Source organism: Klenkia taihuensis, assembly GCF_900112525.1.
Taxonomy (GTDB): Bacteria; Actinomycetota; Actinomycetes; order Mycobacteriales; family Geodermatophilaceae; genus Klenkia; species Klenkia taihuensis.
In genome coordinates, this window is record NZ_FOMD01000004.1 from 1 (window position 1) to 14,970 (window position 14,970).

19 protein-coding genes are annotated in these 14,970 nt (G+C 74.9%); 12 read left to right on the forward strand and 7 right to left on the reverse strand.

The genetic code is table 11. The annotated features are described in order from the left end of the window. The coding region (locus BM158_RS15855; protein ID WP_207506687.1) for a cytochrome c oxidase subunit I at positions 1-617 on the forward strand (617 nt) is incomplete at its 5' end. 85 nt (positions 618-702) lie between these two features. After that, on the forward strand, positions 703-1,929 hold the full coding sequence (serB, locus tag BM158_RS15860) for a phosphoserine phosphatase SerB (protein WP_207506689.1): 1,227 nt from the start codon (positions 703-705) through the stop codon (positions 1,927-1,929). A 12-nt stretch (positions 1,930-1,941) separates the two neighbouring features. On the opposite strand, the gene BM158_RS15865 is transcribed toward serB, so the two are convergent. Together BM158_RS15865 and BM158_RS15870 are read right to left on the reverse strand one after the other, a co-directional pair. Then, positions 1,942-2,520, reverse strand: a complete 579-nt coding sequence (locus tag BM158_RS15865; RefSeq protein ID WP_091561467.1) for an isochorismatase family protein — start codon at positions 2,518-2,520, stop codon at positions 1,942-1,944. A gap of 41 nt (positions 2,521-2,561) precedes the next feature. After that, positions 2,562-3,839 (reverse strand): nicotinate phosphoribosyltransferase, encoded by a 1,278-nt coding sequence (locus BM158_RS15870; RefSeq protein ID WP_229827850.1) that lies wholly within the window; start codon positions 3,837-3,839, stop codon positions 2,562-2,564. A gap of 24 nt (positions 3,840-3,863) precedes the next feature. Between BM158_RS15870 and clpS the strand changes: the two genes are divergently transcribed. Then, complete coding sequence (gene clpS, locus BM158_RS15875; protein ID WP_091063156.1) at positions 3,864-4,160, forward strand: ATP-dependent Clp protease adapter ClpS; 297 nt, start codon at positions 3,864-3,866, stop codon at positions 4,158-4,160. Continuing rightward, on the forward strand, positions 4,157-4,636 hold the full coding sequence (locus tag BM158_RS15880; RefSeq protein WP_091561468.1) for a DUF2017 family protein: 480 nt from the start codon (positions 4,157-4,159) through the stop codon (positions 4,634-4,636). Before clpS ends, BM158_RS15880 begins: the two co-directional genes overlap by 4 nt. On the opposite strand, the gene BM158_RS15885 is transcribed toward BM158_RS15880, so the two are convergent. Next, positions 4,575-4,934: a hypothetical protein gene (locus BM158_RS15885; RefSeq protein ID WP_091561470.1), complete on the reverse strand. Its 360-nt coding sequence runs from the start codon at positions 4,932-4,934 to the stop codon at positions 4,575-4,577. The genes BM158_RS15880 and BM158_RS15885 overlap by 62 nt on opposite strands. A gap of 88 nt (positions 4,935-5,022) precedes the next feature. Here BM158_RS15885 and BM158_RS15890 point away from each other — a divergent pair, with 88 nt between their 5' ends. From BM158_RS15890 to BM158_RS15920, 7 genes are all read left to right on the forward strand, one after another. Beyond that, positions 5,023-5,496, forward strand: coding sequence for a M67 family metallopeptidase (locus tag BM158_RS15890; protein WP_091561473.1), 474 nt, complete (start codon positions 5,023-5,025; stop codon positions 5,494-5,496). Between the two features lie 99 nt (positions 5,497-5,595). Further along, a complete protein-coding gene (locus BM158_RS15895) occupies positions 5,596-5,871 on the forward strand; it encodes a MoaD/ThiS family protein (RefSeq protein ID WP_091561476.1) in 276 nt (91 codons plus the stop codon). 5 nt (positions 5,872-5,876) lie between these two features. Next, positions 5,877-6,827, forward strand: a complete 951-nt coding sequence (locus tag BM158_RS15900) for a PLP-dependent cysteine synthase family protein (protein ID WP_091561479.1) — start codon at positions 5,877-5,879, stop codon at positions 6,825-6,827. After that, complete coding sequence (locus BM158_RS15905; RefSeq protein WP_207506691.1) at positions 6,818-7,492, forward strand: HAD-IA family hydrolase; 675 nt, start codon at positions 6,818-6,820, stop codon at positions 7,490-7,492. The genes BM158_RS15900 and BM158_RS15905 overlap by 10 nt, the downstream gene beginning before the upstream one ends. An 11-nt stretch (positions 7,493-7,503) precedes the next feature. Further along, a complete protein-coding gene (gene murI, locus BM158_RS15910) occupies positions 7,504-8,310 on the forward strand; it encodes a glutamate racemase (protein WP_091561482.1) in 807 nt (268 codons plus the stop codon). After that, a complete protein-coding gene (locus BM158_RS15915; protein WP_091561486.1) occupies positions 8,307-9,047 on the forward strand; it encodes an MBL fold metallo-hydrolase in 741 nt (246 codons plus the stop codon). The genes murI and BM158_RS15915 overlap by 4 nt, the downstream gene beginning before the upstream one ends. Continuing rightward, positions 9,047-9,979, forward strand: a complete 933-nt coding sequence (locus tag BM158_RS15920) for a DNA polymerase domain-containing protein (protein WP_091561490.1) — start codon at positions 9,047-9,049, stop codon at positions 9,977-9,979. The genes BM158_RS15915 and BM158_RS15920 overlap by 1 nt, the downstream gene beginning before the upstream one ends. Before the next feature lie 129 nt (positions 9,980-10,108). Here BM158_RS15920 and BM158_RS15925 read toward each other — a convergent pair whose 3' ends face one another. Next, positions 10,109-10,651, reverse strand: a complete 543-nt coding sequence (locus BM158_RS15925) for a GNAT family N-acetyltransferase (RefSeq protein WP_091561493.1) — start codon at positions 10,649-10,651, stop codon at positions 10,109-10,111. A 97-nt stretch (positions 10,652-10,748) separates the two neighbouring features. Here BM158_RS15925 and BM158_RS15930 point away from each other — a divergent pair, with 97 nt between their 5' ends. After that, entirely contained in the window at positions 10,749-12,542 is a 1,794-nt protein-coding gene (locus tag BM158_RS15930; RefSeq protein ID WP_091561497.1) for a DUF222 domain-containing protein, read from the forward strand. Between the two features lie 23 nt (positions 12,543-12,565). Here BM158_RS15930 and gndA read toward each other — a convergent pair whose 3' ends face one another. The 3 genes from gndA to BM158_RS15945 are packed head-to-tail and all read right to left on the reverse strand — an operon-like array spanning position 12,566 to position 14,965. Then, the gene (gndA, locus tag BM158_RS15935) at positions 12,566-14,002 is read right to left on the reverse strand and encodes an NADP-dependent phosphogluconate dehydrogenase (protein WP_091561501.1); all 1,437 of its coding nucleotides are present in this window, start codon (positions 14,000-14,002) and stop codon (positions 12,566-12,568) included. A gap of 30 nt (positions 14,003-14,032) precedes the next feature. Further along, on the reverse strand, positions 14,033-14,518 hold the full coding sequence (gene bcp / locus BM158_RS15940; RefSeq protein WP_091561503.1) for a thioredoxin-dependent thiol peroxidase: 486 nt from the start codon (positions 14,516-14,518) through the stop codon (positions 14,033-14,035). Between the two features lie 42 nt (positions 14,519-14,560). After that, complete coding sequence (locus BM158_RS15945) at positions 14,561-14,965, reverse strand: secondary thiamine-phosphate synthase enzyme YjbQ (protein WP_091561506.1); 405 nt, start codon at positions 14,963-14,965, stop codon at positions 14,561-14,563. Positions 14,966-14,970: the final 5 nt, after the last annotated feature.

Consider the following 14,970-nt stretch of genomic DNA (forward strand, 5'->3'; position numbering starts at 1 on the left):
CGCTGGACTGGCACCTGTCGGACTCCTACTTCGTGGTGGCGCACTTCCACTACGTGGTCTTCGGGACGGTGGTGTTCGCCGCCTACGCCGGCATCTACTTCTGGTTCCCCAAGATGTGCGGCCGGATGATGGACGAGCGGCTGGGCAAGGTGCACTTCTGGCTGACCTTCGTCGGGTTCCACGCCACGTTCCTGGTGCAGCACTGGCTGGGCAACGAGGGCATGCCGCGCCGCTACGCCGACTACCTGCCCACCGACACGTTCACCACGCTGAACACGATCTCCACGATCGGGTCGTTCGTGCTGGGGGCCTCCACCATCCCGTTCCTGTACAACGTGGTGAAGTCCTGGAAGTACGGGCAGCTGGCCCTGCGCGATGACCCCTGGGGCCACGGCAACTCCCTGGAGTGGGCCACCAGCTCACCCCCGCCGCGGCACAACTTCATCGAGATCCCCCGCATCCGCTCCGAGCGCCCGGCCTTCGAGCTGCACTACCCCCACCTGCGCGAGCGCCTGGAGGCCGAGGCCCACGCCGGCAAGAAGCACGGGCCGTACGCCAGCGAGCTGCTGGAGGGCACCGGCACCCGCGCCGGGGCCAACGACCCCGACCCGTTCTAGACCGCAGCACCACCCGAGCACCACCCAGGACGCCCCCTCGGCCCGGCCGAGGGGGCGTCCTGGCGTTGCGGCACCATGAGCACCCGTGACCGGCCCCGATCCCGAGACCGACGCCGTGCCGCACGCGGGCGCGCTGCTCACCGTCACCGGTGCCGACCGGCCCGGTGTCACCGCCCGGCTGTTCGCCGCGCTGGCCGGCGTCCCCGCCCTGGAGGTCGTCGACGTCGAGCAGGTGGTCGTGCACGGCCAGCTGGTGCTCGGCGTCGTCGTCCACGAGCACGGCGGCACCGCCGACGACGACCTGGTCGCCCGGCTGCAACCGCTGGCGTCCGAGGTCGGCGCGGCCAGCGGCGTGCAGGTCGTCGTCGAGCCGGCCTCGGGGGCGACCGGTCTCGGGGCGGACGGGGTGCGCCGCCACCACGTCATCGTGCTGGGCCGCCCGGTGCCCCCGGACGCGGTCGGCGGCGCGGCCCGGGCCATCGCCGACGTGGGCGGCAACATCGACGCCATCCGCCGGCTCTCGGACTACCCGGTGACCAGCTTCGAGCTCACCGTGTCCGGCGCCGAGGCCGGCCCGCTGCGCGCCGCCCTCGGTGCGGTCGCCGCCGCCACCGGGGCCGACGTCGCCGTGGAGCAGGTGGGACTGGCCCGGCGCAGCAAGCGGCTCATCGTGCTCGACGTGGACTCCACCCTGGTGCGCGGCGAGGTCATCGACGAGCTCGCCGCCCGCGCCGGCCGCGCCGCCGAGGTCGCCCGGATCACCGCGGCCGCGATGAACGGCGAGCTGGACTTCGAGCAGTCCCTGCGGGCCCGCGTCGCCGCCCTGGCCGGGCTGCCGGTCGGCGTCCTGGACGAGGTCCGCGAGCACCTGGTGCTCACCCCGGGCGCCCGCACGCTGATCCGCACCCTGCAACGGCTGGGCTTCCGCTGCGGCATCGTCTCCGGCGGGTTCAGCCAGATCACCGACCGGCTCGCCGACGACCTGGGCCTGGACTTCGCCGCCGCGAACACCCTGGAGGTGGCCGACGGCGTGCTCACCGGGGGACTGGTGGGCGAGATCGTCGACCGGCCCGGCAAGGCCCGCGCGCTGGCCCGCTTCGCCGCCGAGCACGGCATCCCGCTGGAGCAGACGGTCGCGGTCGGCGACGGCGCCAACGACCTGGACATGCTCACCACCGCCGGCCTGGGCATCGCGTTCAACGCCAAGCCCTTCGTCCGCGAGCAGGCGCACACCGCGCTGAACCAGCCCTACCTGGACGCCGTCCTGCAGGTGCTCGGCTTCACCCGGGACGAGGTCCTCGATGCGGTCTAGGGGCGCTGCGGTCTAGAACCGCTGGGGCTCGCCCTCCAGGTGCACGCCCGCCGTCCGCAGCTGGTCCAGCGCGGCGTCCGTCGTGCCCTCGGCGACGCCGGCGGTCAGCGGCAGCAGCACGTGGGTGGTGAACCCGGCACCCACGGCGTCCAGCGCGGTGGCCCGCACGCAGTGGTCGGTGGCGATGCCCACGACGTCGACCTCGTCGACGCCGTGCTGCCGCAGCCAGTCGGCCAGGCCGACGCCGTCGGCCGCGCCCTCGAAGCCGGAGTAGGCGGCGGCGTGCTCGCCCTTGTCGAACACCGCGCGCAGCAGCCCGCGGTCCAGCTCGGGGTGCAGCTCCACGCCCCCGGTGCCCACGACGCAGTGCCGCGGCCAGGTCTCCACGAAGTCGGGGGCGTCGGAGAAGTGGCCGCCCGGGTCGACGTGGTGGTCCCGGGTGGCGACGACGTGCGCGTACTCGCCCCGCTCCAGGCCCTGGCCGGCGTGCGCGGTCACCGCGCGGGCCACCGCGGCCCCTCCGGCGACCGCGAGGCTGCCACCCTCGCAGAAGTCGACCTGGACGTCCACCACGATCAGCGCCTTGCTCATGGCGTCATCCTGCCTCGGCTCATGGCCCCATCCTGCCGGGTTCAGGCAGTGAGCGTGTCGAGGGCCGGCTCGCCGCGGGACAGCGCCCACGCCTCCTGCGGCAGCGCGGCGCGCACCCGCTCGTGGTGCTCCCGGGCCGACCGCAGCCAGGCCGCGGGGTCCAGGTCGTGCACCGGCCGGCCGGCGCGCACCAGCGGGACGAGCAGGTCGCGGTCGCCCTCCTGCGGGGTGATCGGGCCCGGGACGACCACCTCGGCGGTCGCCGTCCCCGAGGCGTCGTGCCGGCGGACGGCGGACTTGCGCCCGCCGACCGACCGCTTGCCCTCGGCGTTCTTGGCCACCGGCACGCCGTCGCGCTCGACCAGCTTGTAGACCATCCCGGCCGTGGGGGCGCCCGAGCCGGTGACCAGCGAGGTGCCCACGCCGTAGCCGTCCACCGGCGCGGCGGCGAGCGCGGCGATGGCGTACTCGTCCAGGTCGCTGGTGACCGTCACCCGGGTGCGGTGCGCGCCGAGGGAGTCCAGCAGCGCGCGGGCCTGCCGGGCCAGGTCGGCCAGGTCGCCGGAGTCCAGCCGCACCGCACCCAGCTCGGTGCCGGCCACCTCGACCGCCGTCCGGATGCCCTGCATCGTGTCGTAGGTGTCCACCAGCAGCGTCGTCCCGGTGCCCAGCACCTCGACCTGCGCGCGGAAGGCGGCGGCCTCGTCGTCGTGCAGCAGGGTGAAGGCGTGCGCGCTGGTGCCCGCCGTCGGCACCCCGTAGCGGGCCCCGGCCGCCAGGTTCGACGTCGAGCCGAAGCCGACCAGGTGCGCGGCGCGGGCGGCGGCCACCGCGGCCTCCTCGTGGGTGCGCCGGGAGCCCATCTCGATGCACGGCCGGCCGCCGGCCGCGCCGACCATGCGGGCGGCGGCCGAGGCGATCGCGCTGTCGTGGTTCAGGATCGACAGGACCAGCGTCTCCAGCAGCACCGCCTGGCCGAACGGGGCGCGGACGGTCAGCACGGGGGAGCCGGGGAAGTAGACCTCGCCCTCGGCGTAGCCCTCGACGTCCCCGGTGAACTCGAACGCGGACAGGTGGTCCAGCAGGGCCGGGTCGGTGAGGCCCTGCGCGCGCAGCGCGGCCAGCTCGGCGTCGCCGAACCGGAAGTCGGCCAGCTGCTCGAGCAGCCGGCCGGTGCCGGCCAGCACCCCGTAGCGGCGACCGTGCGGGAGGCGGCGGGCGAACACCTCGAACACGCAGTCGCGGCCGGCGGTGCCGTCGGCGAGGGCAGCGGCGAGCATGGTGAGCTCGTACCGGTCGGTCAGCAGCGAGGGGCGCACGACCCCGGAGCCTAGAGTGGCCCGGTGGCCGCACCGCTCGCGCCGGAGATGACCCCCGGCACCGTCGTGCGGGAGGAGTCCGAGCTCGACCGGCCCTGGGTGACCGTCGTCTGGGACGACCCGGTCAACCTGATGACCTACGTGACCTTCGTGCTGCAGGAGCTGTTCGGCTACGACGAGGCCACCGCCACGAAGCTGATGCTGCAGGTGCACCACGAGGGGAAGGCGATCGTGAGCTCGGGCCCGCGCGAGCGGATGGAGCACGACACCAGCCGGCTGCACGCCTACGGCCTGTGGGCCAGCTACCAGCGCGACTCGTGAGGCCCTTCCGCCGCCGCGGCGACCAGGTCGTCGCCGGCCTGACCGACGCCGAGTCCGCCGTCGTCACCCTGCTGCTGGACCAGCTCGAGGAGCTGCTGGCCGAGGACGCCCCGGCCGACGACCCCGTCGTGGGCCGGCTGTTCCCCACCGGCCACGCCACCGACGCCGAGCTCGCCCGCGACTACCGCGAGCTGACCGGGGCCGCGCTGCGGCAGGGCAAGACCGAGGACCTGGCCACCGTGCGGGCCACCCTGCCGGAGCACGGCGGGGACGTCGCGCTGGCCGAGGACCAGGCGCGGGCCTGGCTGCGCACCACCAACGACCTGCGGCTGGCGCTGGGCACCCGGCTGGGCATCACCGCCGACGTCGACCACGAGGCGTCGACGTCGCAGGAGATGACCGTCTACTCGTGGCTCACCGCGGTGCAGGGGTCGCTCGTCGACGCGCTCGTGGCGGGCGGGGGGCGGCGGAGGTGAGCACCACCAGCGCCGCCAGCAGCAGGTCCAGCACGAAGGCGACGTAGACCAGGCTCGGCAGGTCGTCCAGGTCGCGGACCAGCGCGCCGACCGTGGCCACCAGCACCAGGGCCGACAGCAGGAGGATCAGCAGCAGACCCAGCAGCCGGCCCACCAGCACCACGACGAACTCCGACGTGCTGCCGCCCGGGCTGCGCAGGCTGCGGGGCCCGCGCCTGGTCAGCCGCCGGCTGCCGACGACGAGCGCGGGCAGGGCGAGGAGGACGACGCCGGCGGCCATCAGGACCTGGATCAGCACGCGCACACCACGATCCGGGACGCTACCGTCCCGGGGGCCCCGGTCGGCGCACTGCGTGCGGGTCCCGGGCCCCCCGTAGAGTGGGGCCGTGCTGCGCATCGACCGGGCGTCCTACGACGCGATCGTCGCGCACGCCCGTCGTGACCACCCCGACGAGGCCTGCGGCGTGGTGGCCGGGCCCGACGGCAGCGACCGGCCCGAGCGGTTCATCCCGATGCTCAACGCGGCCCGCTCGCCCACGTTCTACGAGTTCGACAGCGCCGACCTGCTCAGGCTCTACCGCGAGATGGACGACCGGGACGAGGTGCCGGTGGTCGTCTACCACTCGCACACCGCCACCGAGGCCTACCCCTCGCGCACCGACATCAGCTACGCGTCCGAGCCGTTCGCGCACTACGTGCTGGTGTCCACCCGCGAGCACGGCGACCAGACGGGCCTGGTCGGCGACGACGTCGAGTTCCGGAGCTTCCGGATCGTCGACGGCGAGGTGACCGAGGAGGACGTCGACGTCGTCGAGTCCTACCTGTTCGGGCACTCGCCCACCACCGTCGTCTACGACTGAGCGACGGAATCCCCGCCGCACCCGCGGCGTTCCCCCAGCACGAGACCACCCTCGCTGCGTGCTGCGCGAGGTGACCCCACCCCACGGAAGGCACTACCCATGGCCATCGAGGTCCGGATCCCGACCATCCTGCGCACCCACACCGGCGGCAACAAGACCGTCTCCGGCTCCGGTGCCACCCTCGGCGCGCTGGTCGACGACATCGACGGCCAGCACCCCGGCATCAAGGGCCGCCTGGTCACCGACGAGGGCAAGCTGCACCGCTTCGTCAACGTCTACGTCAACGACGAGGACGTCCGGTTCACCGGCGCCCTGGACACCGAGCTCAAGGACGGCGACTCGGTCACCATCCTGCCCGCGGTCGCCGGCGGCTGATCGCGATGGCCCGGTTCGCCTCCCTCGTCGACTCCCTCGGCGGCACGCCCCTGGTGGGGCTGCCGTCGCTGTCGCCGACCCCCGACGTCCGGCTGTGGGCCAAGCTCGAGGACCACAACCCGACCGGGTCGATCAAGGACCGGGCGGCCATCGCGATGGTCGAGGCCGCGGAGAAGGAGGGCCGGCTGCAGGCCGGCTCCACCATCCTCGAGCCCACCAGCGGCAACACCGGCATCTCGCTGGCCATGGTCGCCCGCCAGCGCGGCTACCGGCTGGTCTGCGTGATGCCGGAGAACACCTCGGTCGAGCGGCGGCAGCTGCTGGAGATGTACGGCGCGCAGATCATCAGCTCGCCGGCCGCGGGCGGCAGCAACGAGGCCGTGGCGGTGGCCAAGCGGCTGGCGGGGGAGAACCCGGACTGGGTGATGCTCTACCAGTACGGCAACCCGGCCAACGCCGAGGCGCACTACACCGGCACCGGCCCGGAGATCCTGGCCGACCTGCCGTCGATCACGCACTTCGTGGCGGGGCTGGGCACCACCGGCACGCTCATGGGCGTGGGGCGCTACCTGCGCGAGCACAAGCCCGGCGTCCAGGTGATCGCGGCCGAGCCGCGCTACGGCGAGCTGGTGTACGGCCTGCGCAACATCGACGAGGGCTTCATCCCCGAGCTGTACGACCCGGAGATGCTCGACAGCCGGTTCTCCGTGGGCCCCGACGACGCCGTGCACCGCACCCGCCAGCTGGTGGAGCGCGAGGGCATCTTCGCCGGGATCTCGACCGGCGCGATCCTGCACGCCGCGCTCGGCATCGCGGACAAGGAGGTGGCGGCCGGCCGCAGGGCCGACATCTGCTTCATCGTCTGCGACGGCGGGTGGAAGTACCTGTCCACCGGCGCCTACGCGGGCACGCTGGACGAGGCCACCGCCGCCCTGGAGGGCCAGCTGTGGGCCTGAGCCCCGACCTGCACGTCCCCGCCCGGGGCATCCTGTTCGACAACGACGGCGTGCTCGTGGACTCCCTCGCCTCGGTCGAGGGGTCGTGGACCCGCTGGGCGCAGGTGCACGGCATCGAGCCCGCCCGGGCGCTGGACATCGTGCACGGCCGCCGCGCCGCCGACACCGTCGCCCTGCTGGTCGCCGAGGACCAGCGGGCCGCCGCGGTCGACCTGATCGAGGCGATCGAGCTCGAGGACGCCGAGGTGTGCGCCGCGATGGCCGGCGTCCCCGCCCTGCTCGCCCAGCTCCCGCCCGGCGGGTGGGCCGTGGTCACCTCCGGCACCCGCCGGCTGGCCACCGCCCGGCTGCAGGCCGCCGGCATCCCGGTGCCCGAGGTCTTCGTCACCGCCGACGACGTCACGGCCGGCAAGCCCGACCCGGCCGGCTACCTCGCGGCGGCGTCCGGGCTGGGCCTGGCGCCGGCCGACGCGCTGGTCGTCGAGGACAGCCCGAGCGGCATCGCCGCAGGCCTGGCCGCCGGCTGCCCGGTGCTCGGGGTCGGCGAGGAGGCCCTGGCCACCGACGCCGCGGTCGTCGTCCGCGACCTCGCCGGTTCCCGCTGGGCCGGCGACGGGCTGCTGCTCCCGGCCGCCACCGTGCTGCGCGGGCCCACCCGGCACTAGCCTTCCCCCCGATGGGGAACGCAGCGAGCGCCGACGCACCGATCGGGGTGTTCGACTCCGGCGTGGGCGGGCTGACCGTCGTCCGGTCGATCCTGGACCAGCTGCCGCACGAGGCGGTGCGCTACGTCGGCGACACCCGGAACGGCCCCTACGGCCCGCTGCCCATCGCGCAGGTGCGCGCGCACTCCCTGGCCGTCATGGACGACCTGGTCGAGGCCGGCGTGAAGATGCTCGTGGTGGCCTGCAACTCGGCCAGCGCGGCGTGCCTGCGCGACGCCCGGGAGCGCTACGACGTCCCGGTGGTCGAGGTCGTGCTGCCCGCTGTCCGCCGGGCGACGGCGGCGACCCGCAACGGCCGGGTCGGGGTCATCGGCACCCAGGCCACCGTCACGTCGGGCGCCTACGCCGACGCCTTCGCCGCCGCGCCGCAGATCACCGTGACCAGCGCGGCGTGCCCGAGCTTCGTCGACTTCGTCGAGCGCGGGGTCACCAGCGGCCGGCAGCTGCTGGGCCTGGCGCAGTCCTACCTGGACCCGCTGCTGACGGCCGGCGTGGACACCGTGGTGCTCGGCTGCACGCACTACCCGCTGCTCACCGGCGTCCTGTCCCTGGTGCTCGGACCGGAGGTGACCCTGGTGTCCAGCGCCGAGGAGACCGCGCAGGACGTCTACCGGGTGCTCACCGGCGCCGACCTGCTGCGCCCCGACGACGCCCCGCCGCCGCGGCACGCCTTCCTGGCCACCGGCGACCCCGAGCCCTTCGCCCGGCTCGGCCGCCGGTTCCTCGGGCCCGAGGTGGAGACGGTGGTGCCGGCGTGAGGCTGACCGTGGTGGGCTGCTCCGGGTCCGGCCCGGGCCCGGACTCGCCGGCGTCCTGCTACCTCGTCGAGCACGAGGGCTACCGGCTGCTGCTGGACCTCGGCAGCGGGTCCTTCGGCGTGCTGCAGAAGGTGCTCCCGCCCGACGAGGTGGACGCCGTCCTGCTCTCGCACCTGCACGCCGACCACTGCCTGGACGTCGCCCCGTTCGTCGTGTGGCGGCGCTACTCGGGCCTGGCCACCCGCAACCCGCTGCCGCTCTACGCCCCGGTCGGCGCCGACCGCCGGCTGCGGCTGGCCTACGACCTCTCCGACGGGCCCATCGACGACGTCTTCGAGGTGTTCGGCATCGGCGCGGGCTCCTTCGACCTCGGCCCCTTCCACGTCGAGACGGCGCGCACCGCGCACCCGGTCGAGTGCTACGCCTCCCGGCTCACCGCGGGCGGGCGGTCGCTGGTCTACACCGGTGACACCGGCGCCTGCCCCGCCGTGGTCGAGCTGGCACGGGGGGCCGACGTCCTGCTGGCCGAGGCCGCGCACCCCGACGTCCCCGGCCTGCCGCCGGACCTGCACCTGACCGGCCGAGAGGCCGGGGAGCACGCCCGGGACGCCGGGGTGGGGCGGCTGCTGCTGACCCACGTGCCGGCGTGGGTCGACCCGGCGGCGCAGCTGTCCGCCGCCCGGTCGGTGTTCGGGGCCGCGGAGCTGGTCCGCCCGCTCGGGGTCTACGAGGTCTGATGGACGAGGTCCGCTTCTCCTCGCTGGACGACGAGCTCGGCGACGGGCTGGGGGTGACGAAGCGGGCGCTGGTGGAGCACTACGACGCCTTCGCCGACCGCCTGGTGCCGCTGCTGTCGGGCCGGCCGCTGACGATGGTCCGGATCCGGCCGGGGGCGGCGGCGTTCGTGCAGCGCGACATCCCCAAGGGCGCCCCGGACTGGGTGCGCACGGTGGCCACCTGGTCCGACCGCACGCGGCGCGAGGTGCACCAGGTGCTGGTGGAGGACCGCCGCACCCTGCTGTGGCTGGCCAACCAGCGGGCGGTCGAGCTGCACGTGCCGTTCTCCCCGGTGGTCGACGGCGCGTTCGCCGAGCCGACCGGTCTCGTGCTGGACCTCGACCCGCCCGAGGACGGCGACTTCGCGCAGGTCGTCGCGGTGGCGAGGCTCGCCCGCGAGGCACTGGCCGCGGCGGGGCTCGCGGGCGCGGTGAAGACCAGCGGGTCGAGCGGCCTGCACGTGGTGGTGCCGGTGTGCGGGTCCTCGCACGAGGACGTCGCCGCCGCGACCCGCGCGCTGGCCGCCCGCACGGCCGCGCTGGACCCGGCGGTGGCGACGACGGAGTACGTGGTGGCCGACCGCGGCGGCCGGGTGTTCGTCGACTCGACGCGCTCCGGTCGGGGGACGATCGCAGCGGCCTACTCCCCGCGCGCCCGCCCGGGGCTGCCGATCTCGGCACCGGTGGCCTGGGACGACCTGGACGGCGTCACCCCGCGCGGGGTGACCGTCGCCGACGCCGCTGCCCGCATCACCGGTGACCCCTGGGCCGATTCGATGCCCGCCCCGCAGGAGCTGCCCGCCGACCTGGTCGCCGAGGGCCACACCATCCCGGTGGCCCGGGTGGCCGCCATGCACGAGGGCAAGCGCCGCAGGAAGGCCGCCGAGGGCTGACCTGCTGCGGGGACCCTCGCTGCCCGGCGCCGTGCTGGTGGTGGCGCTGCTGACCGCCGGGGTGCACATCGGGCTGGTGGCGGTGGGCGCGGCCGGCTGCCACGGGGTGGCCGGGGTGCTTGCCCGCCGTCAGCGGACCGCGGCGTAGAGCACCATGTCCCGCCCGGTGCCGCCGATCTCGGTGTGGCTGCGGAGCAGCCCCTCGCGTGAGTAGCCGGCCGCCTCGGCGGTGCGCACCGACGCGGTGTTCCAGGGCTCGACGTGCAGCGCGACCCGGTGCAGGCCCGCGATCGTCCAGGCGAAGGCGGTCAGCGCGGTGAGGGCGGCTGCCGCGTACCCGTGCCCCCGCCGGGAGGGGAGGACGGCGTAGCCAGCCGTGGCCCGGCCCTCGCCGAGGTCCCGCAGGTGCAGCCCGACGGTGCCGACCATGCGGTCGTCGAGGTCGGTGGCGGCGACGGAGAACCCGGCGCCGGTGGTCCACCGGTCGTGCTGCCGGGTGATCCAGGCCCGGGCCTGCGCGTCGTCCGCGTGGGCGGGGAGGCTGCCGATCAGCGGGACGTAGAGGTCGGCGGCCAGCTCCCGGACGGCGGCCAGGTCGTCGTCCCGGAACGGCCGGAGGGCCACCGGGCCGCACCGTGGCGGCTCGGTGGGCCACGGCGGCAGCGGGGTCACGCGCCCACGGTCCCCCTCAGGGGCAGCTCGTGTCCACGGCGGCACGGGCCTGCTCAGAACTCCGAGAACTGTCGTACCCCTGTGGTGAGGTGCAGGTATGGCGTTGCAGGGGCGGTTCGGGGTCGAGGTGACCACCCGGTTCACCCCTGCCGGCTGGGCGCCGCCGGACCTGCCGCCGGCCGCCCCGCTGCCGCGGCTGACCGAGACGGCCGCGGCGTTCGATCTGACCGGCGCCGCCCTGGATGCCGAGATCGTGTCGGTGCGGGCCAAGCGGTCGGAGCTGGCCGCCTACGAGGCCGGGCTGATCGAGCGCAAGGCCACCCAGGGCGCCCAGCACGTGCTGCCGTTGCTGCCCGGCGCCCGCACCGACGTCGGTGGCGGGGAGGGCGAGGCGGAGCTGCAGGCGGCCGATGACTTCCTGCCCGACGAGGTGGCGGTGCTGCTGCGCTGCAGCGTCACCTCCGCCCGGCACCTGGTCGAGCACGCCCTGGTGCTGGTCCGCCAGCTCCCGGTGGTGTGGCACGCGCTGGCCGACGGCCGCATCGACGAGGCGCGGGCCCGGGTCGTCGTGCAGGAGCTGCGCTGGCAGGCGGCCTCGGTGGGCGGCCCGTTCGCCGACGAAGCCCTCGACGAGCTGGCCGCCCGGGCGGTCGGGTGGGCCGAGCGGGGCTGCCCGCCCACCACGCTGCGGGAGCGGCTGCAGGCCGGGCTGGTAGGCCTGGACCCCGAGGCCGCCGACCGGCGGCGGGAGCAGCGGGTGCGGGCCGGTGACGTGACCAGCGCTCCGACCGGTGACGGCACGTCCCAGCTGCGGGCCACCGGCGTGACGACCGAGCGGGCCGCGCTGATCCGAGCCCAGCTGACCGCCTACGCCCGCAAGCTCAAGGCCGACGGCGACCCCCGACCCCTAGGCGCGCTCCGCAACGCCGTCCTGGACGCGCTGATCACCCGCCCCTGGGAACGCCTCGACCCGGCCGTGGCGCACGTGACCATCACCGCCGACCTGGCCGACCTCATCGACCCCGACCAGCTCACCGCCCTGCGCGACCTCATCGCACCCCCTGACCAGTCCGCCGACGGGTCGCACGCCGGGGACCCGCCCGCCGAGGCCGACGCCGCAACCACCAAGCCGCACGACCCGGCCAAGAGCGACCCGGCCGAAGCCACGGCCAGCAGCAACCCGGCCGAAGCCACGGCCAGGAGCGACCCGGCCGAGGCCACGGCTCCCACGAGCAGCGCCGACGCCACTGCGCCGGGTGGCACCCCCGCCCCGAGCAGTAGCGCCGCTGCCCCGGACGGCTGCGCCGGTGGGGTGGGGGACGTCGGCGGCCAACCGGTCACCCCGGCTGCCGTCCGGGAGCTGCTGCGCCGCATCGACGCCCTCGGCCTGGTCGACCCGGCCTTCGGGGACCTCGGCCTCACCCTCACCGACCGCGGCCGCACCCTGGCCGTGGCCTCACCCGCCGAGCTGCTCACCACAGCCCGCACCGGGGCCGGGCTCGGCCCACCACCGCCGACCGCCGGCTACACCCCCACCGCCGCGCAGTACCGCTACCTACGCGCCCGCGACCGGCACTGCCGCTTCCCCGGCTGCCGCCGCACCGCCCAGGCCTGCGACGCCGACCACGTCATCCCCTACGACCACCACGACCCGGCTGCGGGCGGACCGACGTGCGTCCGCAACCTGGCCCTGCTGTGCCGGCACCACCACCGGCTCAAGACCCACGCCCCCCGCTGGGCCTTCCGCCTCGACCCCGACGGCACCCTGCACGTCACCACCCCCGGCGGCACGAGCCTCACCACCCAGCCACCCGGTGCCGACCAGGTCCTCGACCCCGGCCGGCCGGAACCGCCACCGCACGACCCCGTCGCCGACCCGGCACCGTTCTGAGGGCGCCGGGCCGGGCAACGGGATCAGGCAGAGACCTCGCGGCGGTCCTCGGACCACATCGTGTGGAACGAGCCCTCGGCGTCGACCCTGCGGTAGGTGTGCGAGCCGAAGCGGTCGCGCAGGCCCTGGATCAGCGCGGCGGGGGAGCGCTCGGCGCGCAGGCCGTCGTAGTAGGCCAGCGCGCTGGCGAACCCGGGTGCGGGCACCCCGTGCCGCGCGGCACCGGCCACCACCTGCCGCCAGCCCTCCTGCGCGTCGGCCACGGCGTCGCGGAAGTACTCGTTGGTCAGCAGCGTGGTCAGGTCCGGCTCGTCGGTGAACACCTGGCGCACCCGGTCCAGGAACGCCGCCCGGATGATGCAGCCGTCCCGCCAGATGGCCGCCAGCGCCGCCCGGTCGACGTCCCAGCCGTTGGCCTCCGCGCCCCGCGCGATCTGGTCGAAGCCCTGCGAGTAGGCGACCACCTTGGCCGCGTACAGCGCCTGGCGCACGCTCTCGACGAACCCGTCCCGGTCGGCGACCTGGTCGTCCCAGTCCCGCCCCGGCCCGGGCAGCACCTTCTGCGCCGCCTTCCGCTGGTCGACGTGCCCGGACAGCGCCCGCGCGAAGACCGCCTCCGCGATCCCGGACACCGGGGTCCCCAGGTCCAGCGCCGACTGCACCGTCCAGCGCCCGGTGCCCTTCTGCTCCGCCTCGTCGAGCACCACGTCGACGAACGGCTTCCCCGTCTTGCCGTCGGTGTGCCGCAGCACCTCCGCGGTGATCTCGATCAGGTAGGACTGGAGGTCGCCCTCGTTCCAGGTGGCGAACACGTCCCCGATCTCGGCCGGCGACAGCCCCAGCCCCTGGCGCAGCAGGTCGTAGGCCTCCGCGATCAGCTGCATGTCGGCGTACTCGATGCCGTTGTGCACCATCTTCACGAAGTGGCCCGCGCCGTCGGTGCCCACGTGCGTGCAGCACGGCTCGCCGTCCACGTGCGCGGAGATGTCCTCCAGCACCGGCCCGACGATCGCGTAGGCCTCGGCCGACCCGCCGGGCATGATGCTCGGCCCGTTGAGCGCGCCCTCCTCACCACCGCTGATGCCGCAGCCGACGAAGTGGACGCCCCGGCCCCCGAGCTCCTCGGTCCGCCGGATGGTGTCGGTGTAGCGGGCGTTGCCGCCGTCCACCAGCACGTCGCCCTCGGCCAGCAGCGGGGCGATCTCGGAGATGACGGCGTCCGTCGGGTCGCCCGCCGCGACCATGATGACCACCGTGCGCGGCTGCTCCAGCTTGTCGACCAGCTCCTGCGGGGAGTCGGCGCGGACGAAGTCGCCCTCGTCGCCGTGCGCCTCCAGCAGTGCGTCGGTCTTGGCCGCCGTGCGGTTGTGCACCACCACCTGGTGGCCGTGCCGTGCCAGGTTGCGGGCCAGGTTGGCCCCCATCGTCGCGAGGCCGGTGACCCCGATCTGTCCGCTCATGGGTTCGGTCGTGCCCGACCGAACCGGCGGCTAACCGAGACCGAGGTCTCGCCGCAGCTTGGCGACGTGACCGGTGGCCTTGACGTTGTAGGCGGCCCGCTCGACCTTGCCCTCGGCGTCGAGCACGAAGGTCGACCGGATCACGCCGACGACCTCCTTGCCGTACAGCTTCTTCGGCCCGTACGCCCCGAACGCGGCCAGCACCGACTTCTCCTCGTCCGAGACGAGGGTGATCGACAGCCCCTCCTTCTCCCGGAAGCGCATCAGCTTGTCGGGGGCGTCGGGGGAGATGCCGACGATGTCCAGCCCCGCCTCGGCGAACTCGCCCGCGGCCGCGGTGAAGTCGACCGCCTGCGTCGTGCAGCCCGGGGTCAGCGCAGCCGGGTAGCAGTAGACGACGACCCGCCGGCCCCGGTAGGAGGCCAGAGACACCGGGTTGCCCTCGGCGTCGGGCAGCGTGAAGTCCGGCGCCTGGTCGCCGGGGGACAGGCGCGTGGCGGTGGGGCTGTCGGTCATGCGGGCATGGTGGCAGACCCCACCGACGACCCGGGTCCGGGGTCAGCCGGCCAGGAAGCTCAGCCGCACGTGCCGCGTGGGGTTGTCGCCGTTGGTGTCCACGAAGCAGATCCGCTGCCACGTGCCCAGCGCCAACCGGCCCTCCAGCACCGGCACGGTCGCATGCGGCGGCACGAACGCCGGCAGCACGTGGTCCCGGCCGTGCCCGGGCGAACCGTGCCGGTGCCGCCACCGGTCGTCGGTGGGCAGCAGCTCGTCGAGCTGGGCGAGCAGGTCGTCGTCGCTGCCGGCGCCGGTCTCGATGATCGCCACCCCGGCGGTCGCGTGCGGCACGAACACCTGCAGCAGCCCGTCGGCCTCGCCGCGGACGAACTCGGCGCACTCGTCGGTCAGGTCGACGACGGCCGGGGTCCGTCCGGTGCGGACCTGGCGCAGTTCCGATCGCATGGGAC